We start from the raw sequence: 21,811 nt of genomic DNA, 5'->3' as shown, positions 1-21,811 counted from the left end.
CCGTAAAAAAATATGCTATCCCTCCGGCGAAATTCGCGGTTCACGGGAAGGCTGTATAATATAGCTTCGATCCAGCTTAACCACATTGCGATTCGGTCTGCGAATTAATACATGCGTATCATCCCAAGCGACGACGACGCCCCGAATGTCATTCTCAGGGATGGCATCGCGCACGACCCGCACTTTTTCGCCGGATAATCGATAAGCGTTCAATTGTTCATCGGAAATCACGGGGACAATCACCTCCTTGCACATATTTTAACACATCAATCATCAGGATGTTCTTGCTGCCAATTTTGTTATTTTCAATATCTAAAAAACGCAGAAAAAGACCCCGCTGCATATTATCGCGGAGTCTTACTATATCGCACCTTAGTGCCAAGCTGCATAAACAGTAACTTATCCCTGATTTAACGTTGTGCATGCTCCCGGCTATCATCAAACCAGAAGTCAAGCACTTTTGCCGACATCACCCGCTGCTCCAGATAAGCCACCTGCTGAGGGCTGAATTCATCCTTCCAAGGTATAGACAGCTCCTCGCATAGACCAGCAATCGTCAGAAGCTGAGACCAGGCTACATAGCGTTTGTACCAAAAGAACTGGGGATGCTCAAGCATATAGGGATAAAGGTCGTCAAATTCCGTATGTTTGCAATCCAGGGCACGTTCAAATATAACCTTTGCATCGGACAACTTGGAAATAAAGAAATTCACGTCTACAACAGATTGATTTTGATCCCCCATTGATTTGCCTCCTCTCCCTAGTGCTCCCATTATATCGAAAAAAAGAAGCCCTGCAAAGGATTGTTGCAAAATTGGTACTATTTTTTTTATTCGGCAAAAGTTACTTTGCCATCGGAAAGCGAAGCAATCTGAACGAGCGATTCCAAACGGATTCCCTGTTCACGGATCGCTTTCCCCCCGGACTGGAATGTCTTCTCAACGACGATGCCCGCTCCTGCCAGCTCGGCTCCTGCGCGCTGAACTATTTTGATCAGCCCCCGTGCAGCGTCGCCGTTTGCAATGATGTCATCGATAAACAGAATACGGTCATTTTCCGAAATGAAATCACGCGAGATCAGAATGTCCGTCACAATTCCTTTCGTAAACGAGGGAACCCGTTCACAGAGCATGTCGGACTCTGCAAGCAGCGTCTTCTTCCGCCGTGCGAACACCAGGGGTACTCCAAGCTCATAAGCCGTGGCAAACGCGACCGCGATCCCGGACGATTCCACCGTTACCACACGTGTAATATTATCCTCCTTGAAGCGCTTAGCAAATTCTTTTCCCATCTCCATCGTCAGCTGAGGATCGACTTGATGATTGAGCAGAGCGTCAAGCTTGAGGACCTGCTCCGAGACGATCACGCCTTCTTCTGCAATCCTTTGTTTTAATTTCTCCATACCTTTTCCTCCCGGATCATCTCGTTTGTAACAAATTAACATATTCATTTCTTCGCTTCAATAGGGAAATACTTGAGACAGCAGGACAAGATTAAGTCATGTCCCATTCCCCGGCAACATACCTTGTACTATATATAGCACATCAGCCAGGGGGAAAACTATGAAAAATGCCTTGAATGTACTTAAAATTGCTTTCACCTATATCGGTACCGTAGTTGGCGCGGGCTTTGCCACCGGTCGCGAAATATTACAGTTCTTCACCCAGTACGGCAAATGGGGTGTGCTGACGATCCTGCTGACAATGCTTCTGTTTATATGGCTGGGCACCAAAATGATGCTGCTGGCTCACCACATTAAAGCGGCTTCGTATGAAGATTTGAACCGCCATCTGTTCGGAGATGGCTTCGGTAGTTGGTTAAGCTTATTTACTCTAATTGTCCTAATCGGCGTAAACAGCGTCATGCTGGCCGGAGCAGGCTCCGTTTTCGTGGAGCACCTCGGCCTGAATTACCAAATCGGACTCTGGTTTACCTTGATCGGAACCTTTATACTGCTTCGCAGAGGAATCGATGGCGTCATGCAGCTCAACACCGTTGTCGTACCGATGATGATCTTCCTCTCCATCGCTATTATTGCATCGACGGCAAGCTCTCCAAGCGCTATGCGCTTTGTCACCCTAAGCACGGATAAAGGGTTGTTTGCCACCTGGGCTTCCCCCCTATTATATACCGCCTTCAATCTTTCCATGGCCCAAGCCGTGCTCGTTCCAATTGGAGGCCATACTACGAATCGACGAACGATTATATGGGGCGGGATCATAGGCGGTGCCGGAATCGGCTTCATGCTGATGGCCGCCCATTTTGCTTTATCCGCCTTCATGCCAGGCGTGAGCCAATTCGAGATCCCGATGGGCAGCGTCGCCTCACAACTGGGAACCATCATACAGTTCATCTACATCATTTTAATATTCATGGAAATATTCAGCACCTTCGTCGCCGACGTTTATGGTATTACACTGCAGCTTAAACAGCGGCTTAATGTCCGGCCTTTTATCATTTCCATAACCGTGCTCATGATTTGCTATGTAACAAGTCAATTCGGCTTCAGCTCTCTGCTATCCGTACTATATCCTGCTTTTGGCGTCTTCTCTTTGCTCTGGGCCTGCGTACTCGCCTCATACAAGCGAAAGCGGATTTAAGCCAGGTTCACGACTTGGGCTTGCGGAATTTGGGCTTGTATGCCTTCCACGACATGGGGGTGACAGGTCATCATCACAATTTGACGCTTTAGGGATACCTCCTTAAGCACAGAAATGACACCGTTCAGCCGGGCCGCATCAAAATTGACGAATAAATCATCCAGCAGGATCGGGATATTGCGATGATGCGAGACCGCCTCCGCAAGCGCCAAACGCATGGACAAATAAAGCTGTTCTGCCGTTCCACGGCTTAATGCTGCGCTTCCAATCGCCCCGAAGTCGCGATGCTCTGCTTGCAGCTCCTGGCTGCCCATCTTTAGAACGATGCGTTCGTACTGCCCATTCGTCATCTGCTGCAAATAGGCGGATGCCAGCCTCAACACCTCCGGCTGACGCTCCTCTTCATATACCTTCCTGACTCTGGTAATCAACTCCTGGCATACAGCCATCACGGCGTATTTATCCAGGCTGTCACGGAGCGCCTCCCTTTGCTCGGCCAGCTGCTGATTAACGTCCTCCTGCCTGCCGCGCCGTTCAAGGGCCTCCTGCTCCTGCAGCAAGCGTCCCCTTCGCTCCTGAAGCTCTCTCCAGACCCGCTCTTTCGCATCCGCCGCCTTCTGGGCATCCTGCAGTCGCTGATGCAATTCCTCCTCGGAGCAGCTGCTCAACAGCTCTTCAAGCTGCCTTTGCCTCGCAAGCTCAAGGCCAGAGAACATGACCGTCTCCAGTTGACGGATTTCTCTCTCCAGCTCGGCACGGCGGGCGAACTCCGCGCTGCGACGAAGAAATTCCTCTCCATTTGCCGCGTTGCCTTCCGTCAGTAACGCCCGCTCCCTCACTTCTATCTGACTCAACCGGTCATTGAGCCGCTCCAGCTCTTCCTTGAGTGTCTCCAGCTTGGAAGAGAGCAGCCCACGTTCGGCATATGCTTTCTCCGCAGCCGAGTGCTGCGATATGGCCTCCATTATGACCCTGCCGAGCGAAGCCTTCTGACGATCCGTGTATCCTGACCCATTTTCCGCTCTCACTACGGATACAGATCCCGATGCGGATTCATACGCGGATTCCTCCGGCTCTGCCTCCGCTACAATTTCAATTTCTGACAAGGAATCGAATCTATGCATAGACGCTGTCATAGTTTCCTCAATAGAGGCCATTTCATTTCCAGCATCAGAAGCCGACAAAGCTTCCCGCGTGGCCGCGACGGCGATCAAATCCCCGGATATCCCATTCGCCTCATGTTCAAAAGCCCTATTTTCCGCAGATAACATAGACAGCCTTACAGATAATTGCTCGACTCGGCTTAACCATTCCCTCCCCTGTTCAACTAGACGGAACACGTCAAGCGCAGCCTCGGGCGATAAGTCGGCCGGGAGCTTGCGCTCGCGCAGCCATTGCTCCCATTCCCGGGCAAGCTCTCCGAACAACGCTTCACGCCTGGACATCTCCCGCCCCGAGTGCTCGCAGCGGTTCACGGCCGCAGCCGCCCGCTGCCGAAGCAGCCCCGCCTCCTCCTCAAGGGCGGCATGCCGCTGCTCCCACAGCTGCCAATGTTCCATAAGCAGGCGCAGCTCCCGTTCTTCCCGCTCCCATTCCCCCGTGTGAAGCGGTGTAGGGGGAGCTGCTTCCCCGCGCCCTGCCGCCGTTAACGGATCGGAGACAAGCTTGTCCAGCAGTCCGCGAAGCCTCGTCTCAGCTCGGGAAGAATCATCCTCTCCGGGGTATCGCCGAGCTCCGTATTTGCGCTTCGTCCCCGCCGCTTTGCCCATACCGAACCATAAATACGCATCCAGCCCGGCAAAAATAGCAAAGCTCACAAGTGTCCCCCATACAGAACCTGAGGACAGCCAGATAGCCCCGGGCAAAATTACGGTTAAAGCTGCACTGCCCGTCAGCAGCTTGCGGTACAGTCCCTGAATACGCTGCTCGGTTACTGCCTCCGCTTCCCTAGCGTGCGCTTCCTTCAATCGGGACGAGGAGGCTTCATGCCAGCGATCCAGCTCCGTCCGCAGCTCACTCCAGATTCGCCGGGTTTCATCCGGGGTTCTCGGAACGAGCTGTGCAAACTCACGCCTACCGACGCTATCACTTTCCTCCAAGCGGGACACGGCTGCCGAGTAAGCTTCCTCAGCCGCAGCAGCCTCCTGCTCCAGCTTGTAGCGCTCGCTATGCAGCAGCTCCATCTCTTTATCATAAGCAGCAAATCGCCCGCTAAACTGGCGGACAGCCTCCCGCTCGCCTACCGTCCCGGCGAATGAGGCAAGCTCCTTTTCCGTCCAAGCCGCGTCGATGCTGCGGAGGCATTGGGCAAGACGCTGGCGAAGTGACCGCAGCTCGGCCTGCAGCTCCGTGATCTCTTTGAGGCGCGCCTCATACCCGGTAAGCTGTCCATAGAGAGTTCTTACACTCTCCGCCTTGGCCAACAACGCCAGGTTCGGGGTTAACCTGCTTATTTCCGTGGTCATGGCCTCGATTCTTCGCGTTAAATCCGCCTGATCCAGCAGCAGCCGCTCCTTCTCCTCCTGCAAGGCCATCCAGCGCACAGAGCCCTGCTCGGGAAAAGCCTCATAATTAGGCAGAGACCGCAGCTCTACCCGGAATTTCTCCCGGGATAGCCAATCCGGCCGAATAAGCGAGGCTTTATTCAGCTTCGCCAGTTCCCTGCCGTAGTCATCACGCTCCGATTCGCACGCGGCAAGCTCTTTCATCACCTGCTCCAGCTCCCCGAGCACTTCATTGTACCGCGGCAGCAGCCTTCTCGCTGCTTCGGCCTCCTGCAGCAGCCGTTCATAGCCTTGCAGATGCTGGGCTATTTCCTGCGTGCGGCCCCGGGGCCGATAGAGCTTGTCCATCTCCTGGACGATCCTCTTCTCCCCGCGCAGCACAGCGGTTCCGCCGCCGATGCCGGCATGGAACAGAAAACGGCTAAGCTCCTCCGACTGAAGCGCAGCTACCTCCTGCAGCTCGGTCAACGAGATGGCGAACAAATGCTTGAACATGTCGCCCGACATGCCTCCCAATAGTTCGCGCTGCATCTCTTCCGCAGCTGCTTCGAACAGTCTTCCCTCGGGATCGGTTCTTGTAATCCGCAGCCGCTCGCCTCGCGAACCTGCTGCCCTGCCCTCGGACGACTGCGCATAGCGCTCGATGATCCAGCGATCGCCTTCCTCGCCATAGATGCTCAGCTGCCCGCCATGCACTCCTCCCCGCGTCGGCTCATACCGCAAATGGCCGTATGTTCGCGAAGGAATGCCGAACAGCATCGCCCGCACAAAGCCTAGCAAGGTGCTCTTTCCCGCCTCATTCGGCCCGTACAAGACGGTGACAGGACCCTGCAGATGCAGCTCCAGACCGCTTAAATGTCCAAACCCGCTCACTTGCAGCTTGTCCAGCCTCATCGCTGAGCGCCTCCCTTCGCCTCTTGTTCCGTTAACAGACTTACTGCCATTTCTGCAGCTTGTCGAACGAGAGCAGCCTTCTCTTCGGCCCCGAGCTCCTTAACTAGCTGGCGAAGCCTGCGATGGTCGCTGACAGGGGCAAGGGCGGAGCTCACGATCTGCTCCAGCAGCAGCTCCTCTTGCTCTGCGGAATCCACCATGCGCAGCAGTTCGCCGAGAAAGCTGTCCTCCTGCAGCAATGCCGAACGATCTATTTCTGCCCCTGTTCTTACCTTCAGCCCGGCAGGCCATACACATCCAGCTAAGGGCTCCAGACTGATATCCGCACCCTCTAGGCGGCGGCTTTCCCTGCGCCGCAACTCCTGAAGAAGCTCCTCTCCCTCGGTTCCCGTCTGCAGCATTGCATGAAGCGATCCCCTGCCAGTCAAGACGAAACGAACGATGTGGAGTCTTCCTGCGGACTGCTCTCTCAATTCCTCTATCAGTTCTTCAGCCTGATCCCGCAATTGCTCCTCGCTCTGCAATCCCGTAATGGAAAGCTCGGCTTCCAGCCAGCGGACATAATCCAAAGCGCGAAAAGACAGCTCAGCCGCTCCATGCTGATCCACGTCCACGACATAGCAGCCTTTCGCCCCGGTCTCCTTCATACTGCGTCCTTGCAGATTCCCCGGATAAACAATCCAGGGGGATTCGTGCAAAATCTGGCGCTTATGAATATGACCCAAAGCCCAATAATCATATCCGCTCTGCTGCAAATCCCTAAGCGAACAAGGAGAATAAGCGTCATGTCCCTCTTGTCCGTCTACATTGGCGTGAAGCAAGCCAATATGGTACAGCTCGGACGAAGGGTCTCTGCGAAATTGCAGTGACGTATTCTCCGTAACCGCTGAGGTCGGATAGGATATCCCGCTGATGACAGCCACCGGCTGACCATCGCTTCTCCGCCGTGCAGTTACGCTCTCCACCGTGGAACCAAAGACTATAACATGCTCGGGATGGGCTAGACGCAGCCTGCCCGAATTCAGCGGATCGTGATTGCCATGAATGACATAGACCGGGATGCCGTGCTCGCCAAGCAGATCCCATGCTTCCCGCAGCCGCAGCTGCGCACGCAGCGAAGAATCGGAGGCATCGTATACGTCCCCGCTTATAACGATGAAATCCACCTGCTCGGCAATCGCCAGCTCGACCAAATGGTTTAAAGCGGCAAACGTAGACTGTTGTAAATGCTGACGCAGCTGATCAGGCACGCCGGACATTCCAGCAAATGGACTATCCAGATGCAAGTCTGCCGCATGAATGAATCGAAATGGAATCATACCTCTCACTCGCTTTATGGCTTAAATTGCAAATACGTATTTTTCAACTCATCAACGACTCTGTCTAACGAATAGCAGCTCTTTGCTTTATCCAATCCCGCTTCAGCCAGCCGAGAACGGTAAGCCTTATCCAAAATGACCTTCTCCAAAGCCCCGGCCAGAGCCAAGTGATCCTCCGGCTGTACAAGCAGCCCGTTCACTTCATCTTCAATCTGTTCGGCTATTCCTCCTATATTCGTACCGACCAGCGCCAATTTGCACAATGCGGCCTCGGCGAACACCGAACCGAACGCCTCCGCCCGGGAAGGCAGTACAAAAATATCGAAGAACGGCATGAATTCCTCAGGATGAAGCGTATAACCGTAGAATATTGTCTCATCATATATACCAAGCTCAATGGCCAGTTCCTCCAACTCCTGGCGGATGGGCCCATCGCCAATAATATGTAGCACATAGCTGAGCCCGCGAGACTTAAGCGCCGCACAAGCCCGCAGGAGCACATCCAGTCCCTTAGCAGGCACGAGCCGGCAAACGGTCACCAGTTGGACGACTTCATTATGATGGGGAATAGGCTTGAATCTCGTATCATCGAAGCCGTTCCGAATTACTCCGATCCGCCCCGGGTGCTCTACATGCGGGGATAAATAATCACGAAAAGATTCGGATACCGTAAACATCCGATCTGCCCGATGCTCCAGCTCCCTGTAAAGTGAACATAGGAAGCGATGCTCCAAGCCGCCTTCCTTGATTTTTCCGTTTAGAATAAGCTCCCTCTCATAGCTGGAATGGATGCTTTGCACAACCGGCGTATCAGGGTATACCTCTCTCATGACGAGCCCAGCGATTGGATGATGCGCATGGATCAAATCGTAGGTTTGCTGCAGCCGGAGCCTGGTCCACCATAAATAATCGCGATAGGTTTGTATATATTTTCGCACGATTGCACTTTGCTCGTACTTGTGCCAGTTAAAGGTATGGAAATTAATTTTATCCGTCCCCTTGCCCCGGATTCGTTTCGGCAGGGAGAACAATTCCATCTCCCATTGAGGAGGATTGAACTTGTCTTGCAGGTAGGGAATCATCGATGATACGCCTCCAGGCTGCTCTGGAGGGAAAAATAAGGCCTGCAGCAGTTTCATACTCGTTCTCCTTTACACACTTATATTCTCTTTATATTTCACTTCAAAAAAGAACCGCTTCTCCAATTATGACACATTAAAGAAGGAACATCCATTCCCCTTTTTAGATCAAATCCGGTTGTGGTAAAATTTCCGAAGTACATTTTTACAGCGAAAAGGAGTTTTCAGAAGCTTATGTCCATGACCGAATTGCCGAATTCCTTCCGTGCCCGAATGCTGGCTATGCTCGGAGAGACGGAGGGGCAATCATTCCTCGACAGCTATGAAACGCCGCGAACGTACGGACTGCGGATCAATACGCTTAAAATAAAGCCCGGATCAGCGGCAGAGCTCGATATCCAGCAGCGCTTTCAATTGGAAGGCATCCCCTGGTGCGAAGATGGCTATTATTACGCTGAGGAAGTCCGCCCAGGCAAGCATCCTTACCATGCCGCAGGACTATATTATATTCAGGAACCTTCCGCGATGTCTGCCGTGGAGCTGCTAGACCCACAGCCCGGAGAGACCGTACTGGATTTGGCCGCCGCTCCAGGGGGCAAATCGACGCAGATCGCGATGAAAATGGCGGGCAAAGGACTGCTGGTCAGCAACGAAATCCATCCCCAACGGGCCAAAATATTAGCGGAGAATATCGAGCGCTTCGGCGCACACAACGTCGTGGTTAGCCAGGCAGCTCCCGACGAGTTGTCCGCACGCTTCCCGCTCGCTTTTGATCGGATCATGCTGGACGCCCCTTGTTCCGGCGAAGGCATGTTCCGCAAGGATCCCGGCGCTATAGCCGAATGGTCGCCGCAGGCAGTGGAGCTGTGTGCGGAAAGACAATGGGACATTCTGGAGGAAGCGATCGCTATGCTGAAGCCGGGAGGCTGGCTCGCCTATTCTACATGCACCTTCAACCGCCAGGAAAACGAGGATACCGTCGAACGCCTGCTGGAGCAATATCCCGATATGAAGCTCATCGCGGAGAAACGAATCTGGCCGCATCTGCATAAAGGCGAAGGGCATTATGTCGCCTTGCTGCAGCGGGATCAAGATTTCCATCAGGATATCGCCCCGGATAGCCTGCAAAACCAAAGCTCCGAACCGGATAAAATACATCCAAAAAGCAAGCAGCGTGGAAAAAAACGGCATAGAGAGGAACTGCCCAATAAGAATGCAGCTGCCGCTTATGAAGCTTGCATCGACTGGGCGAGAAGCGAGCTGCCGGGGCTCGGCAAGCGCCTTTGCGAGGGAATGCCCATTTTATTCGGAGAGTCCTTGTATTGGCTTCCGTTCAGTGCCGGACTGCAGCTGTCCCCCCACAGCCTCGACGGCTTGCGGGTGCCCCGCGCCGGCCTCCATCTTGGGGAATTCAAAAAAGGACGGTTCCAGCCTGCCCATGCGCTGGCCATGGCCATAACCCTGAGCGATGCCGCTCAAGTCTGGCCGTTAAAGGAAGGCTCTCCTGAGCTCGCGGCTTATTTGCATGGGGATACCCTGACGATCCCCGAGCGCTATCACGGCTGGTGTCTCGTCACGGTCGACTGCAAGGGAGACGGCTTCCCGCTCGGCTGGGGCAAAGCCAGCAACGGACAGCTTAAAAATCATTTGCCCAAAGGACTTCGACAGCACTCCTCATAAGCCTTCGGCGGGTCTTTGTCACTTTCTTTAGGGTAAGAGATAGTAGTCCATACTAAATTTCCCCCACAACATACAATACGATATCCCGTTAGCCGCGGGGGACATATCCGTTAAAAAGGGAGGAATAACAATGGGCGAAATCTTTGGAGGAGGCTTCACTTCGACTGGAGTAATTCTCGTGCTCTTCATTCTGCTCGTTATCGTATCCCGCGCCTTCATTTAAGGCCTTAATGGAAGCGGAGAAAAGAACTGATCTAACAATGATCAAGTTATTGGTATTTTAAAAAAAGGCGGAGGAACCAGGAGGTTCCTTCGCCTTTTTTGTGAGCTGCCTGCGGCATGAAGCCTAGCGCAGCATGGCTAGCCATCTTGATTTTAGCGCACGGATTCTTCAAAACAATATTTCTCCAGCGCCAGCTTCACGCCTTCTTCATTGTTCGAGGCCGTGACGGCTTTAGCTGCGGCTTTCACCTCAACCGGCGAGTTATCCATGGCGATGCCAAGACCCGCATAGGTCAGCATGGACAAATCGTTATAATAATTGCCGATCGCCATCACGTTTTCCGCATCGACACCCCGTTTTTCCGCTAATTTCCGCAAAGCAGCACCTTTGGAAGAATCCTTGTGGGTAATGTCTATAAAGAAGTCACCGCTGCGTAAAATGTTAAATTCCGAATTATCCCACTTGCTCCATTCGGCATATACTTGATCCATCTCATCCTTATGCCCTGAGATCGTCACCTTCACAATCGGCTCGCTCAGATCGGCCCAGAGCGGCAGTTCCTTCGGCACCATCATGAACTGTTTGTACAGATCAAGCGCCTCCTGGCTTAAGCCGGCTGCTCCCTGAACATACAAGGCGAAGGTTGTATTCACATCAAAATGAACGCCATTCTCGCGGCAATAGTCCATATAAGGGGCCAACGCCAGCGGATCAATCTCGAATTCATGCATAATTTCCAAGGTTTGAATATTTACCGTCGCTGCACCATTATGCGTAATGACATACCCTTCTAATCCCATTTGCTTCATAAAAGGTATAGAGTTTCCCGGAGCACGGCCGGTGCAGAGGACGAATTCCGTTCCCTGTCCCGCAATTTTCTTGATCGTCTCCGCCGTTCCTGGCGTTAATTCGTGATCATCATTCAGCAAAGTACCGTCTACGTCCAAAGCGATCAGCTTGTATTTCATCTCCATGTCTCCTTTATTATCTATAACGATTTATTCTAGCTGCAGCTATTTCTTGTACGTCTTCAACAGCTCCACTTCGGCCTCCGTCAGCTCGCGAAACGAGCCCAGAGCCAGCGCACCATCTAGAGTCAGCGGCCCCATGCTGATCCGCTTCAAATATACGACTTTCGAGCCTGCCGCCATAAACATGCGCTTCACCTGATGGAATTTGCCCTCAGATATCGTCAGCCGAATGTGGGACTGAACCCCCTCCTCCTGCCGCGTATGCCCAAGCACTTCTAGCTCGGCAGGTAGCGTGACGTAACCGTCATCCAAGGTAACTCCTTCGCGGAACATGGCAATTTCCCGTTCTCCAACATCACCCAGCACATGCGCCTCGTAGGTCTTTGGCACATGCTTGCGCGGTGATAGCAAATCATGCGCCAGCTGTCCGTCATTGGTCAGCAGCAGGAATCCTTCGGTATCCTTATCCAAGCGGCCGACTGGAAATGGGCTGAATACGCGAAGCTCCGCCGGAATCAAATCCAGCACCGTCCGATCCCGGTGATCCTCTGTCGCGGAAATGACGCCTTGAGGCTTGTTCAGCATCAAATATATGAACTCGCGATAGTCGATCCTCTCGCCGTCTACTGTAATCTCGTCCTCATATGGATTGCTTTGAATGCCGCTATCCTTAGGAACAAGGCCGTTAAGGGTTACCCTGCCTTGCTTCACCATTTTTTTAATATCTGATCTGGAGCCATAGCCAAGATGGCCCAAAATTTTATCCAGTCTTTGCGTTTTCTTGCCTTTACTCACGTTGTCTACGTCCACCTCCACCCTGCGGGATATTCGTTCTTGAGCATGCCGTCGAGCCATTTCCCCCAGCCCAGCGAAACCCCGTCTACACAGACAAGCACATATCCTTTAGGGAAACCCTGGATACCCCGGCATTCGATTCTCGATGCCGGGACATTCAGTGTTTCCCCTTTAAGATATCGCACGGCTTCGCCTTGCTCCTGCGATAAGTTCAGCACTCTGACAACTTCACCCGCGGATAAAGCCGTCGCGAGCGGATGCCCCGGAACGAAGCGGCCATTCTTCGCCGTTCCGACATACCATCCGGGCCGTACGGTCTTCAGGCCGGCAAGCTGTTCCTTCGCCAGCGGGGACAGGTAAACATGGCCGCCGAACAACAACGGCTTTCCGGGGAGCTCCATAGTCACATGCTCGCTAGCGAATTGCTGCCAGCAGTCCAGAAGCTCCCGTTCGACGGGCACCTTTCCGGCACTCTCCCGCCCTTTGGAAGCATGGCCCGGCGGATGGCCGGCATGCTTCTTGGCCATTTTGCTCGATTTGCCTATGCTTGCTTGAACATTCGCGTGACTTTTCGCTTCCTGCTTGATTCGGTATGCGTCGTCACGCTCTCCCTGCTGCCGGTTCGATGCCGTGCTCTTCTGCTGAAGCACCGCCAGGAAATGCCCCTCGCCTTTAATCAAGTGCGGCCATAGCCTGCCGCAATGCTCGGTCAGGCTTGCGGCCTGCGAGGAGAAGGCTGCATCACCGCCTTCCGTATTCAACCGGTACAGCCACTCCGGACGTCCTGGGGCGAAGCCGAGTTCCTTGGGTAGCGGAACAAGTTCAAAATCCGCATGCTGATCCAGAAACCGGGCGATCATCGCCTCATTTTCTTCAGGAGCAAATGTACAGGTTGAATACACAATTCTGCCGCCCGGCGCCAGCATGTCCGCAGCCGATTTTAAAATGTCCCGCTGCATGATGGTGCATTTGGAGGTCGAGTGAACCTCCCATTGCCGGGCCATATCCTCGTCCTTCCGGAACATGCCTTCACCGGAGCATGGCGCATCGATTAGTATTTTATCGAAGTAAGCTGGAAAGGAACGGGCAATCCGCTCCGGTGTCTCATTGAGCACCACGGCATTCCGGACTCCATACAGCTCGATATTTTTAGCCAGCGCCTTGGTTCGTTCCGCATGAATATCGTTCGTAACCAGCACGCCCTCCCCCTGCATTCTAGCTGCGATTTGCGTAGACTTGCCTCCGGGAGCGGCGCATAAATCCAGCACTTTCTCGCCCGGCGCTACATCCAGCATTTCCACGGGAGCCATCGCGCTGGGCTCTTGTATATAATAAAGCCCCGCATGATAATACGGATGCTTTCCCGGCTTCAGGCCTTCCTGAACATAGAATCCGGTGGGGCACCAGGAGACGGGCTGAAGCTCAAACGGAGACTGGCCAAGAAACGATGGTACGCTCGTTTTTAGCGTATTTACCCGAATACCGACATAGCGCGGATTGTCATAAGAGGATAGAAAGGCGTCGTAATCACTGCCAAGCAGCTGCTGCATCCTTTCCAGAAAAGCCATCGGTATATGAACTGCCATATATTTAAACCATCCATTCTTATCAAGAATAAATCTATTGTAACATACAGATATCTTCGAATTGTTAAAAAAACGTCTAGCGACGTATTCTTAAGCAGACAAACCGCATTTAGCGGTAGTTTTTTCTTAACGATTATAGAATGGTTCAGTCATCCAAGCACCAACCCTATGCGCTGCGATACAATTTTGTTGCAAAAAAGCCCCTTCACCATACTTCAGAATGAAAGGGCTATACTATTCATTTCGTCTTACCCTGCATCCTCAGCTCATGCTTGGCTCCCCGCTGAGGCCCCCTCCGCTGTGGAACGTTGGGTGAAATCTCCGGAGACATCTTCTCGAAAAGCTTCAATAAATTCGCATCCTGAATTTCGATCTTTAAATCATAATAAGGAAAGGGAGACTGATCGTAGCTCGCTAACGCCACAGCATATGCTTCCGTCTCGCGAAGCAGCTTTCCAAGGTTAATGCCCAGCGAATCAGGCGGATAAGGAGTTAGTCTCCGCACCGCCGAATCCATCATTTTCCACCCTCCGGTCACATTGCCATTACGGAAATGGTACAAGCCGACCGCTACCTGCAGTAAGCCCTTGTAGAGCGGATCCTTATCCAGTGCCAGCCACAGCTCCTCCATCACTTCATGACACTCAAAATAATCCTGGTCACGATTGAAATAAATCAGGAACGCCACATACAGACGATCATACGTCATTGCCGGACTCCACGGCTTTTTTGGCAGCCTTGATCATTCGCGTCACTTCGGAATGCAGCTCCTTCAGTTCATCCATATCGCGCGCCTCCCATAGCTCGTTGAACCGCTGCTGGGCTTCGATAGCCTCGGTAACCATATGGTAAAAATAGAGCTGATGTATCGCCGACAGCAAATCGGAAACAATGCTGGATTCATCCTCAAAGCTCTTTTGCGCAAGAAGAATTTCCTCGCGTATGCTGGACATTTCATTATCAAGGACAAACGCGGCTTCCGCGGCCTTCTTTAGCCTTTTGCGCATTTCATCAGGCAGGCTTTCCCGATATTTGTAATTCAAGGAGTGCTCAATGGTTGCCCAGAAATTCATAGCAAGGGTTCGAATCTGGATTTCAGCCAGTACGTTTTTGAGTCCCAGCGCAGTCTGAACCGGATACTCAACGATCATATGGAAGCTGCGATAACCGCTTTCCTTGTAATTTGTAATATAATCCTTCTCATATATAACTTTAAGATCTTTACGAGCCCGAATATACTCGGCTACCCTGCGAATGTCCTCGACGAACTGGCACATAATCCGAATGCCAGCGATATCCTCGATTCCTTGCTCTAGCTGATCCATCGGCACATTCAGGCGTTTAGCCTTATCGAGAATGCTTGATATCTTCTTAACCCTTCCGGTTACGAATTCGATCGGCGCATACTCCTCCAGCTTCTTGAGCTCGGAACGCATTGTTTTGAACTTAACCTTCAACTCTTCAACCGTTTGCTCGTATGGCAGCAAGAATGCTCCCCAGTCTCTACTATCCATCCACTGTGCCTCCTGTCTTCTGTGGCCCGGTTAGCGATGATCTGCTCCTACAGCTTCGGAAATATGGCTAAATCCGTCGCGACGCAGCAGGTCCAATAAACCGCGATGTACTTCGCGATTCACCTCGGGACCTTCGTATATTAGAGCGGTATATATTTCTACCAGACTTGCGCCAGCACGAATTTTCTCATAGGCATCCTCAGCGTTAAATATACCGCCGGAACCGATGATCGGCAGCTTCCCTTCTGTCAACCGATAAACATGGGAAATAACCTCTGTCGATCTTTCCTTCAGCGGCTTTCCGCTGAGACCGCCGGTTTCCTTCGCATGCGGATGTTGGATGCCCTCACGGGAAATCGTCGTATTCGTTGCTATAATACCCGATACGCCGCTATTCCTAATCGTCTGCACCATAAATTCCAGCTCAGTCATGCTGACGTCCGGAGCGATCTTTACGAGCACATGCTTCTTCTTTCCGTGCTGCGCCGCCTGTTTCGCCATCTCCTGCTGCACAGCTTCCAGCAAGGACGCCAGCTCGCTGCCATGCTGGAGATTCCGCAGGTCAGGCGTATTCGGCGAGCTGATATTTACCACAAAAAAGTCCGCATGCGGGTACAGCGCAGAAATACACTGCTCATAATCGAGATGCGCCTCCTCATTCGGAGTTGCTTTATTCTTACCGATGTTCACGGCGATCGGAATTCGCCTGCTGCGAAGCGCTGCAAGCTGCCGAGCCATATAATCGGTTCCCTGGTTATTGAAGCCCATGCGGTTAATTAACGCTTCCTCCGGTTTAAGACGGAACAGCCTAGGCTGTTCATTGCCCGGCTGAGCCTTCGGCGTGACCGTCCCCACCTCCATAAATCCAAAACCGATGGCAGAGAATGCCTCCACCGACTCCGCATTCTTATCCAGTCCGGCTGCCAATCCTACCGGGGTAGGAAAATGAATATCGAACAAATCGACAGCCAGTTCAGGAACCTCCTTCACTCCGAACATTCCTTGCATTATGGGAATAAACCCCGGTACCTTCGCTGCTTTATGTAATCCTCCGATCATGAGATGATGAGCCTTCTCAGCATCTAACTGGAAGAACAAATGCTTGCCAATATTGCGATATAACACGCCTAATTTCACTCCGTTCATAACTTATGCAATAAATGCCCTGCTTCCAGTTTATCGTTTTCTCGTTCAAAAGAAAAGTTTAACCTTAGGAAAGCGTAACGATTTCGCCTCCGGAAGGTGATAGCAATTTAAAATGAAAGCTATTACAATAAATATGTAGCTCTCTGAACAATATAGAAGGGAATGATTGTCATGGCTGCCAAACGCAAACCGCCTACACTCCAGCAAAAGAAAGAAGAAGTGAACAAGAAAGGGCTCATCTGGGCCATTTCCATTGTTGCTGGACTCATCATACTGTTCACGCTAGCTCTTATATTCAAATAATGGCTAATGCAGCCAGCGATACGTCCGGTGAGGGTTGCTCTGATCCTGCCTTTCCCCAAGCGTGAAGCGCTTTGTCGGGGTAAGGTCTTGATCGGGCAGCCCTCCCTTTCCTATCGTCACCTTCGTTCCGACCGGAAGAAGATCGAACAGCTCCTCGACGTCCTTTTTCCCCATTCGCACACAGCCAAGCGATTCGTCAGCGCCGATACTGTCCGGCTCATTGGTGCCGTGGATCGCATAATTCGTATCGGACAGCTGCATTCCCCGGCTGCCGAATTCCCCGTTCGACTTGCCGTTCGGATTTACGACCTTATCGCTAATGCGGAACGTTCCCTCCGGCGTCTTGTCGCCTCCAAGCCCCACCTGGTAGCTTCTTAGAATAACCGATCCGCTCACTACCGCTAGACGATGATTGCTAGTATCAACAATCACCTCCAGCGGTTGTGCAAAGAAGGGCTTCAGGTTTTGCTCCAGCGCAGACTTTCCGTTTCCAGACTCGCCGCGTTCGCTCTTGCCGTCAGACTGCTCTCGCTTAATGAGCTCCTGCAGCATCGGCTCGAAAGCTTCCTTCATATGAGCATTGGTTCCAGCCAGCCAATTATTCGGAAAAGGCTTTGTCAGCTCATCCAGACTGCCGGGCCATTTCCCCGTTTTCTCTCTATATTGCACCATCGCCGAAGAAAGAACAGCCAGGGATTCCTGCCGCGTGATCCACTCTCCCGCCTCCGCCTTCAGCTTGCCGGAATCGGGCGGCGTGCATAAGCATGCTGCCGGGTCATAGGACTGGACATTTGTCTGGCCGTTTCCAAGCGACTGGATTCCATAGACGACCGGCATTCGATGAGACCAGTTCAGCCATTTGCCCTTTTTGCCCATCGCCAGCACGACCTGATAATGCCCCTCCGTCTCGTTCCCTTGCAGCAGCCCGCCAATATCCCCTGTTACTCCCCGGCCTCCGGGAGTATAACCAATGGCCGTGAAACGAGGAGCATCCTTACGCGGCTCCGTGGGCTGAGCGGATAGCTCATCCGCTTCCGATCCGCGCTTGTCCGGCTTATCCTCGGGAGAGATGATCTCCGATGGCTCGGGGGCAGCCTCTTCCGTAGCCGTAGCCAGCAGACCGGGAGCCTGCGCGGAAGGGAAGCTCAAAAACAACAGAAGCAGCAGCGCGAGACCGATCTTTCGAGCCCATCGACTGCGCTGCTCCTGTCTGCGCGATTCATGAAGTATATCCGCCTCATACCCCATCCATAAATCCTCGGGGATTTTACTGGATTCGAATGCTTCGTATACGCTTCCAGCCTGAATATAGCAATAGTGCGCTTTGCCTTCCTGCCCGCTTTGTTCATATTCTTTGCCGAGCAAATACCAGGCCATTTTATTATTCGGGTGATTTTCTACGTATTTTTTGAGGTAAGCCGAATTTTTCATCGTGAACCTCCACATGATTAACTTGTCTATGTATGAACAACTTCCATACTTATATATCGGCATTGGAACGCTCGTTTCAAAGCATTCTCTGACCATAAGCAAAATTCAATACTAAATACCTAGTTAGTATTTTGATCGTCGATCCAGAGCGGAAATTAGCACAGCAAAAAGCATCCCATGCCACCAGCAGCGGGATGCTTCTCTAAAAGCCTGGATGAAGATAATCGTTCCTGTTAACCTTCCATATTAAACGGAGTATCTGCAATCTTGATGGAATCCGTTGGGCACCCGTCGGATGCATCCTGAAGGTCATCGTGCAAGTCTTCCGGAATTTCCGTTACACCGCGGTTACCATCCTCATTGTAGATAACTTCGGCCAAGCCTTCATCGTCGTAATCGTAAATATCCGGTGCCGTAGCGCCGCAAGCGCCGCAAGCGATACAAGTATCTTTCTCTACCCAAGTATATTTCGCCATCTTTATCTGCCTCCTGATAAACGGTACAAGTGCGGTGAATTGCTACCACCATACCAATATAATATAAAAAGAAAGCAATTTCAAATGATTTGTTATCATTTCCCATTGATAATTATTATCATTCCTCCCGATTTTCCCGGAGAAAATCGGTTTGCAGGGAAGTTCCGCGGATTTTATGGTTTCGAATCAGCGCGGAAGGGTCGTCGCTAAGCATGCCTGCCGTCAGTATCGCATCCTCGCCAAATTTATCTCGGAGAAGATCCATCGTCTTCGTCAGCGTCTCCTTCTTGGGCTGCTGCTCGTAATCAAATAAATCCAGCTGCAGCGCCGAGTTCTCCCGCGGCACCAAATTTTGCAGCGTGATGCCCAGCAGCCTGACCGGCTTGCCCTGTTTCCAATGACGAAGATACAGCTCGCAAGCTTCTTTATAAATATCATCCGCCTGCTCCGTCACGTTCCCAAGGGTCTGCGAGCGGGTAATCGTCTTCATGTCCGGAGTCCTGATGGTAATTTGTACCGTCTGCGCCATCAGCTTCTGACGGCGCAATCGCCTGGCCACTTGATCCGCCAGGTTCAGCATGACCCGCTTCACATCCTCCAGCTCGGTAAGGTCTCTTGGAAGCGTCGTCGTATGCCCGATGGATTTATTCTTCTCCCGCTCCTCCTGAACCGGCGAATGATCGATGCCGTGCGCTGCCTGCTTCATCCACAAGCCGACGACTCCGAATCGTTCGGACAGCAGCTGCTCATCAGCCGCCGCCAGTTGACCGAGCGTGTATATCCCCATCTTTTTTAACTTTTCCCCTGTTTTGCGGCCGATGCCGAACAGCTCGCTGCATGGCTTGTCCCAGAGAAGCGGAGGGACATCGCGCAAACGAAGCACGGTAATGCCGCTTGGCTTCTTCATATCCGAGGCCATCTTGGCCAGCAGCTTGTTCGGAGCGATCCCGATGGAGCAGGGAAGTCCTAGCTCCGCAGCGATCCGCGACTGAATTTCGTGCGCAATTTCCAGCGGTGTCCCGAACTGCTTCGAGCCGGTTATATCCAAGTAGCACTCATCGATCGAGGTCGCCTGCAGCAGCGGGGTATATCGGTAAGCGATGTCCATAAAAGCCCGCGAATAGCGGCGGTATAAGTGGAAGTTCGGGGCAATCAGAATAAGCTGCGGATATTTCTTGAGCCCTTCCCTCACCGTCATCCCTGTCTTTATTCCCCTTGCCCTTGCAGCATAAGAACAAGTGACGATAACGCCTTTGCGCAATTCCACGCTCCCTGCCACGGCCGTTGCTTTATTCCGGTATTTCTCCGGCTCCTCGGCCTCGTGAACAGAGCAATAAAATGCGTTCATATCGATGTGAAGCACAACCCTGCCGTTGACAGGATAATAATCGTCGATATTCCTCACTAGCGTTCCCTCATTTTATTTAAACTAAATAATCATTTTTTATGCATATCGTGATCAAAAGGAGATTTTTTTAACTTCCTCTATAAAAAAGCATACCTTTATAGCCACAGTGGGTCAATAACCCCCACACAAATTCATAAAAACGGTGTTCCATTTAAATTTCAGATGCTATAATTAGAAATTATACTAATCCGAGCTAACACTCAGATGATATCCAAAAGGGGGACATTTTCACTATGTCAAAGGCTGTAACCATCTTCGACACAACATTACGTGACGGCACTCAAGGCGAAGGCATTAGCCTGTCTGCGGACGATAAGTTGAAGATAGCCAAGAAGCTGGATCAACTGGGTGTTCATTATATCGAAGGCGGTATTCCTGGCAGTAACAGCAAAGATATCGAGTTCTTCAAAAGAGTGCAGGAATTCGGATTATCCGCAAAAGTCACCGCTTTCGGAAGCACCCGGCGCAAAGACAGCATCGCCGAGCATGATCCTAACCTAAAACGCATCCTTGAATCCGGTGCCAAAGCCACTTCATTAGTCGGCAAATCCTGGGATTTCCATGTGCACACCGCACTCCAAACGACATTGGAAGAGAACCTGGCGATGATTTACGATTCCATTGCTTATTTGAAGCGTCAAGGGATGGAAGTTTTGTTCGATGCCGAGCACTTCTTCGACGGCTACAAGAATAATCCGGAATACGCCTTATCCGTCATGCGCAAAGCCGAGGAAGCTGGCGCTGACTGGCTCGTCATGTGCGATACGAACGGCGGCACGATGCCTCATGAGGTGCATGACATCGTTTCGATTCTGGCCAGCCGCGTAACGACTGCGCGCCTTGGCATCCACACCCACAATGACTGTGAGCTGGCCGTCGCCAACGCATTAAATGCTGTACGAGCAGGGGCCGAACAAGTTCAGGGCACGATGAATGGATATGGAGAGCGCTGCGGCAACGCGAATCTCTGCTCCATTATTCCAAATCTGCAGCTGAAGCTGGGCTATGACGTCATCGAGCCGGAGCAGCTCATGCAGCTGACGAATACGGCCCGCTACGTCGGCGAAATCGCAAACGTGCATATGCCTGTAGGGCAACCGTTCGTCGGTACGGCCGCATTTGCCCATAAGGGAGGCATCCATGTCTCGGCGATTCTGCGAGACTCCCGCACCTATGAGCATATTGCTCCAGAGACGGTCGGCAATCGGCAGCGCGTGCTTGTTTCGGAGCTTGCCGGACAGAGCAACATTTTGTCCAAAGCGCAGGAAATGGGCATCAAATTCGACCCGGAGAACGAGGAAACACGGCAAGTCATTTCCAAAATCAAGGATTTGGAACATCAAGGCTACCAGTTCGAGGGGGCAGACGCCTCTCTGGAGCTGCTGCTCCGTCAAGCCAACGGCGAGATGAAGGAGCTGTTTGTCTTCGAATCCTTCAAAATGCTCGTTGAGAAATCCGCAGGAAAGCCTGTCGTTTCCGAGGCGTTCATCAAACTGAACATTGATGGAAACAGCCTGTATACGGCCGCAGAAGGTAACGGCCCTGTGAACGCTCTGGATAATGCACTGCGCAAAGCGCTGATTTCTTATTACCCTGCCTTGAAGAATATCCACTTGTCAGACTATAAAGTCAGAGTGCTGGATGACAAAGACGCGACAGCATCCAAGGTCAGAGTGCTCATTGAATCGAAGGATGCTTCGAATTCATGGAGCACGGTCGGCGTGTCCGGCAACGTGATTGAAGCAAGCTGGGAGGCGCTCGTCGACAGCCTTCGCTATGCCCTGCTCGGCCAAACGAAGCTGGAGCACGAAGAGGTTATGTCCGCAGGCCAAGGATTGGTCAATCATTAACCTCGGATTAATCCATGCCAAAACGCAAGAAA

20 protein-coding genes are annotated in these 21,811 nt (G+C 52.1%); 5 read left to right on the top strand and 15 right to left on the bottom strand.

What is annotated here, in order from left to right; all coding sequences use genetic code 11:
* Positions 1-15: 15 nt before the first annotated feature.
* The 3 genes from ACE3MQ_RS05525 to ACE3MQ_RS05515 form a co-directional block, all read right to left on the bottom strand.
* On the bottom strand, positions 16-231 hold the full coding sequence (locus tag ACE3MQ_RS05525; protein WP_379391439.1) for a hypothetical protein: 216 nt from the start codon (positions 229-231) through the stop codon (positions 16-18).
* 179 nt (positions 232-410) lie between these two features.
* A complete protein-coding gene (locus ACE3MQ_RS05520) occupies positions 411-743 on the bottom strand; it encodes a hypothetical protein (RefSeq protein WP_379391437.1) in 333 nt (110 codons plus the stop codon).
* Positions 744-829: 86 nt separating this feature from the next.
* Entirely contained in the window at positions 830-1,402 is a 573-nt protein-coding gene (locus ACE3MQ_RS05515) for a xanthine phosphoribosyltransferase (protein WP_379391435.1), read from the bottom strand.
* Positions 1,403-1,562: 160 nt separating this feature from the next.
* Between ACE3MQ_RS05515 and ACE3MQ_RS05510 the strand changes: the two genes are divergently transcribed.
* On the top strand, positions 1,563-2,600 hold the full coding sequence (locus ACE3MQ_RS05510) for a YkvI family membrane protein (protein ID WP_379391433.1): 1,038 nt from the start codon (positions 1,563-1,565) through the stop codon (positions 2,598-2,600).
* Here ACE3MQ_RS05510 and ACE3MQ_RS05505 read toward each other — a convergent pair.
* From ACE3MQ_RS05505 to ACE3MQ_RS05495, 3 genes are read right to left on the bottom strand one after another with little or no spacing between them, the layout of a single operon-like run.
* A complete protein-coding gene (locus tag ACE3MQ_RS05505; RefSeq protein ID WP_379391431.1) occupies positions 2,597-5,998 on the bottom strand; it encodes an AAA family ATPase in 3,402 nt (1,133 codons plus the stop codon). The genes ACE3MQ_RS05510 and ACE3MQ_RS05505 overlap by 4 nt on opposite strands.
* The gene (locus ACE3MQ_RS05500) at positions 5,995-7,317 is read right to left on the bottom strand and encodes a metallophosphoesterase family protein (RefSeq protein ID WP_379391429.1); all 1,323 of its coding nucleotides are present in this window, start codon (positions 7,315-7,317) and stop codon (positions 5,995-5,997) included. Before ACE3MQ_RS05500 ends, ACE3MQ_RS05505 begins: the two co-directional genes overlap by 4 nt.
* Positions 7,318-7,331: 14 nt before the next feature.
* Entirely contained in the window at positions 7,332-8,456 is a 1,125-nt protein-coding gene (locus ACE3MQ_RS05495; protein WP_379391427.1) for a glycosyltransferase family 4 protein, read from the bottom strand.
* 174 nt (positions 8,457-8,630) lie between these two features.
* Between ACE3MQ_RS05495 and ACE3MQ_RS05490 the strand changes: the two genes are divergently transcribed.
* A complete protein-coding gene (locus ACE3MQ_RS05490) occupies positions 8,631-10,076 on the top strand; it encodes an RsmB/NOP family class I SAM-dependent RNA methyltransferase (RefSeq protein WP_379391425.1) in 1,446 nt (481 codons plus the stop codon).
* 130 nt (positions 10,077-10,206) lie between these two features.
* The gene (locus tag ACE3MQ_RS05485) at positions 10,207-10,299 is read left to right on the top strand and encodes a YjcZ family sporulation protein (RefSeq protein WP_379391423.1); all 93 of its coding nucleotides are present in this window, start codon (positions 10,207-10,209) and stop codon (positions 10,297-10,299) included.
* A gap of 152 nt (positions 10,300-10,451) precedes the next feature.
* On the opposite strand, the gene ACE3MQ_RS05480 is transcribed toward ACE3MQ_RS05485, so the two are convergent.
* The 6 genes from ACE3MQ_RS05480 to ACE3MQ_RS05455 form a co-directional block, all read right to left on the bottom strand.
* Positions 10,452-11,267 carry a Cof-type HAD-IIB family hydrolase gene (locus ACE3MQ_RS05480; protein ID WP_379391421.1) on the bottom strand — a complete coding sequence of 272 codons (816 nt, stop codon included), beginning with the start codon at positions 11,265-11,267 and terminating at the stop codon, positions 10,452-10,454.
* A 45-nt stretch (positions 11,268-11,312) separates the two neighbouring features.
* Positions 11,313-12,065 (bottom strand): pseudouridine synthase, encoded by a 753-nt coding sequence (locus ACE3MQ_RS05475; protein ID WP_379391419.1) that lies wholly within the window; start codon positions 12,063-12,065, stop codon positions 11,313-11,315.
* A 5-nt stretch (positions 12,066-12,070) separates the two neighbouring features.
* The gene (locus ACE3MQ_RS05470) at positions 12,071-13,651 is read right to left on the bottom strand and encodes an RsmB/NOP family class I SAM-dependent RNA methyltransferase (protein ID WP_379391417.1); all 1,581 of its coding nucleotides are present in this window, start codon (positions 13,649-13,651) and stop codon (positions 12,071-12,073) included.
* A 238-nt stretch (positions 13,652-13,889) separates the two neighbouring features.
* Positions 13,890-14,360: a DUF309 domain-containing protein gene (locus tag ACE3MQ_RS05465; RefSeq protein ID WP_379391415.1), complete on the bottom strand. Its 471-nt coding sequence runs from the start codon at positions 14,358-14,360 to the stop codon at positions 13,890-13,892.
* Complete coding sequence (locus ACE3MQ_RS05460; protein WP_379391413.1) at positions 14,350-15,165, bottom strand: GTP diphosphokinase; 816 nt, start codon at positions 15,163-15,165, stop codon at positions 14,350-14,352. Before ACE3MQ_RS05460 ends, ACE3MQ_RS05465 begins: the two co-directional genes overlap by 11 nt.
* A gap of 30 nt (positions 15,166-15,195) precedes the next feature.
* Positions 15,196-16,290, bottom strand: coding sequence for a quinone-dependent dihydroorotate dehydrogenase (locus ACE3MQ_RS05455; RefSeq protein WP_379391411.1), 1,095 nt, complete (start codon positions 16,288-16,290; stop codon positions 15,196-15,198).
* Positions 16,291-16,482: 192 nt separating this feature from the next.
* Here ACE3MQ_RS05455 and ACE3MQ_RS05450 point away from each other — a divergent pair, with 192 nt between their 5' ends.
* The gene (locus tag ACE3MQ_RS05450) at positions 16,483-16,614 is read left to right on the top strand and encodes a hypothetical protein (protein WP_379391409.1); all 132 of its coding nucleotides are present in this window, start codon (positions 16,483-16,485) and stop codon (positions 16,612-16,614) included.
* A gap of 3 nt (positions 16,615-16,617) precedes the next feature.
* On the opposite strand, the gene ACE3MQ_RS05445 is transcribed toward ACE3MQ_RS05450, so the two are convergent.
* The 3 genes from ACE3MQ_RS05445 to ACE3MQ_RS05435 all read right to left on the bottom strand — a co-directional run bounded on the left by ACE3MQ_RS05445 (position 16,618) and on the right by ACE3MQ_RS05435 (position 19,926).
* Positions 16,618-18,045 carry a L,D-transpeptidase family protein gene (locus ACE3MQ_RS05445; protein WP_379391407.1) on the bottom strand — a complete coding sequence of 476 codons (1,428 nt, stop codon included), beginning with the start codon at positions 18,043-18,045 and terminating at the stop codon, positions 16,618-16,620.
* Between the two features lie 233 nt (positions 18,046-18,278).
* Positions 18,279-18,521 (bottom strand): ferredoxin, encoded by a 243-nt coding sequence (locus ACE3MQ_RS05440; protein ID WP_110933359.1) that lies wholly within the window; start codon positions 18,519-18,521, stop codon positions 18,279-18,281.
* A 118-nt stretch (positions 18,522-18,639) separates the two neighbouring features.
* Complete coding sequence (locus ACE3MQ_RS05435; RefSeq protein ID WP_379391404.1) at positions 18,640-19,926, bottom strand: DNA polymerase IV; 1,287 nt, start codon at positions 19,924-19,926, stop codon at positions 18,640-18,642.
* A gap of 236 nt (positions 19,927-20,162) precedes the next feature.
* Between ACE3MQ_RS05435 and cimA the strand changes: the two genes are divergently transcribed.
* A complete protein-coding gene (gene cimA, locus ACE3MQ_RS05430; RefSeq protein ID WP_379391402.1) occupies positions 20,163-21,779 on the top strand; it encodes a citramalate synthase in 1,617 nt (538 codons plus the stop codon).
* Positions 21,780-21,811 lie beyond the last annotated feature (32 nt).

This window comes from Paenibacillus lentus, assembly GCF_042714055.1.
Classification (GTDB): Bacteria; Bacillota; Bacilli; order Paenibacillales; family Paenibacillaceae; genus Fontibacillus; species Fontibacillus lentus_A.
The sequence above is the reverse complement of the archived record's forward strand: the minus strand, read 5'-3'. Positions and strand labels throughout refer to the sequence as shown.

Bases quoted from the DNA above. Each gene is read 5' to 3' on its own strand.
- ACE3MQ_RS05495 (WP_379391427.1), bottom strand. From the start codon at position 8,456: ATGAAACTGCTGCAGGCCTTATTTTTCCCTCCAGAGCAGCCTGGAGGC.
- ACE3MQ_RS05490 (WP_379391425.1), top strand. From the start codon at position 8,631: ATGTCCATGACCGAATTGCCGAATTCCTTCCGTGCCCGAATGCTGGCT.
- ACE3MQ_RS05500 (WP_379391429.1), bottom strand. From the start codon at position 7,317: ATGATTCCATTTCGATTCATTCATGCGGCAGACTTGCATCTGGATAGT.
- ACE3MQ_RS05505 (WP_379391431.1), bottom strand. From the start codon at position 5,998: ATGAGGCTGGACAAGCTGCAAGTGAGCGGGTTTGGACATTTAAGCGGT.
- ACE3MQ_RS05460 (WP_379391413.1), bottom strand. From the start codon at position 15,165: ATGGATAGTAGAGACTGGGGAGCATTCTTGCTGCCATACGAGCAAACG.
- ACE3MQ_RS05440 (WP_110933359.1), bottom strand. From the start codon at position 18,521: ATGGCGAAATATACTTGGGTAGAGAAAGATACTTGTATCGCTTGCGGC.
- ACE3MQ_RS05510 (WP_379391433.1), top strand. From the start codon at position 1,563: ATGAAAAATGCCTTGAATGTACTTAAAATTGCTTTCACCTATATCGGT.
- ACE3MQ_RS05480 (WP_379391421.1), bottom strand. From the start codon at position 11,267: ATGAAATACAAGCTGATCGCTTTGGACGTAGACGGTACTTTGCTGAAT.
- ACE3MQ_RS05485 (WP_379391423.1), top strand. From the start codon at position 10,207: ATGGGCGAAATCTTTGGAGGAGGCTTCACTTCGACTGGAGTAATTCTC.
- ACE3MQ_RS05520 (WP_379391437.1), bottom strand. From the start codon at position 743: ATGGGGGATCAAAATCAATCTGTTGTAGACGTGAATTTCTTTATTTCC.
- ACE3MQ_RS05515 (WP_379391435.1), bottom strand. From the start codon at position 1,402: ATGGAGAAATTAAAACAAAGGATTGCAGAAGAAGGCGTGATCGTCTCG.
- ACE3MQ_RS05450 (WP_379391409.1), top strand. From the start codon at position 16,483: ATGGCTGCCAAACGCAAACCGCCTACACTCCAGCAAAAGAAAGAAGAA.
- ACE3MQ_RS05445 (WP_379391407.1), bottom strand. From the start codon at position 18,045: ATGAAAAATTCGGCTTACCTCAAAAAATACGTAGAAAATCACCCGAAT.
- ACE3MQ_RS05470 (WP_379391417.1), bottom strand. From the start codon at position 13,651: ATGGCAGTTCATATACCGATGGCTTTTCTGGAAAGGATGCAGCAGCTG.
- cimA (WP_379391402.1), top strand. From the start codon at position 20,163: ATGTCAAAGGCTGTAACCATCTTCGACACAACATTACGTGACGGCACT.
- ACE3MQ_RS05465 (WP_379391415.1), bottom strand. From the start codon at position 14,360: ATGACGTATGATCGTCTGTATGTGGCGTTCCTGATTTATTTCAATCGT.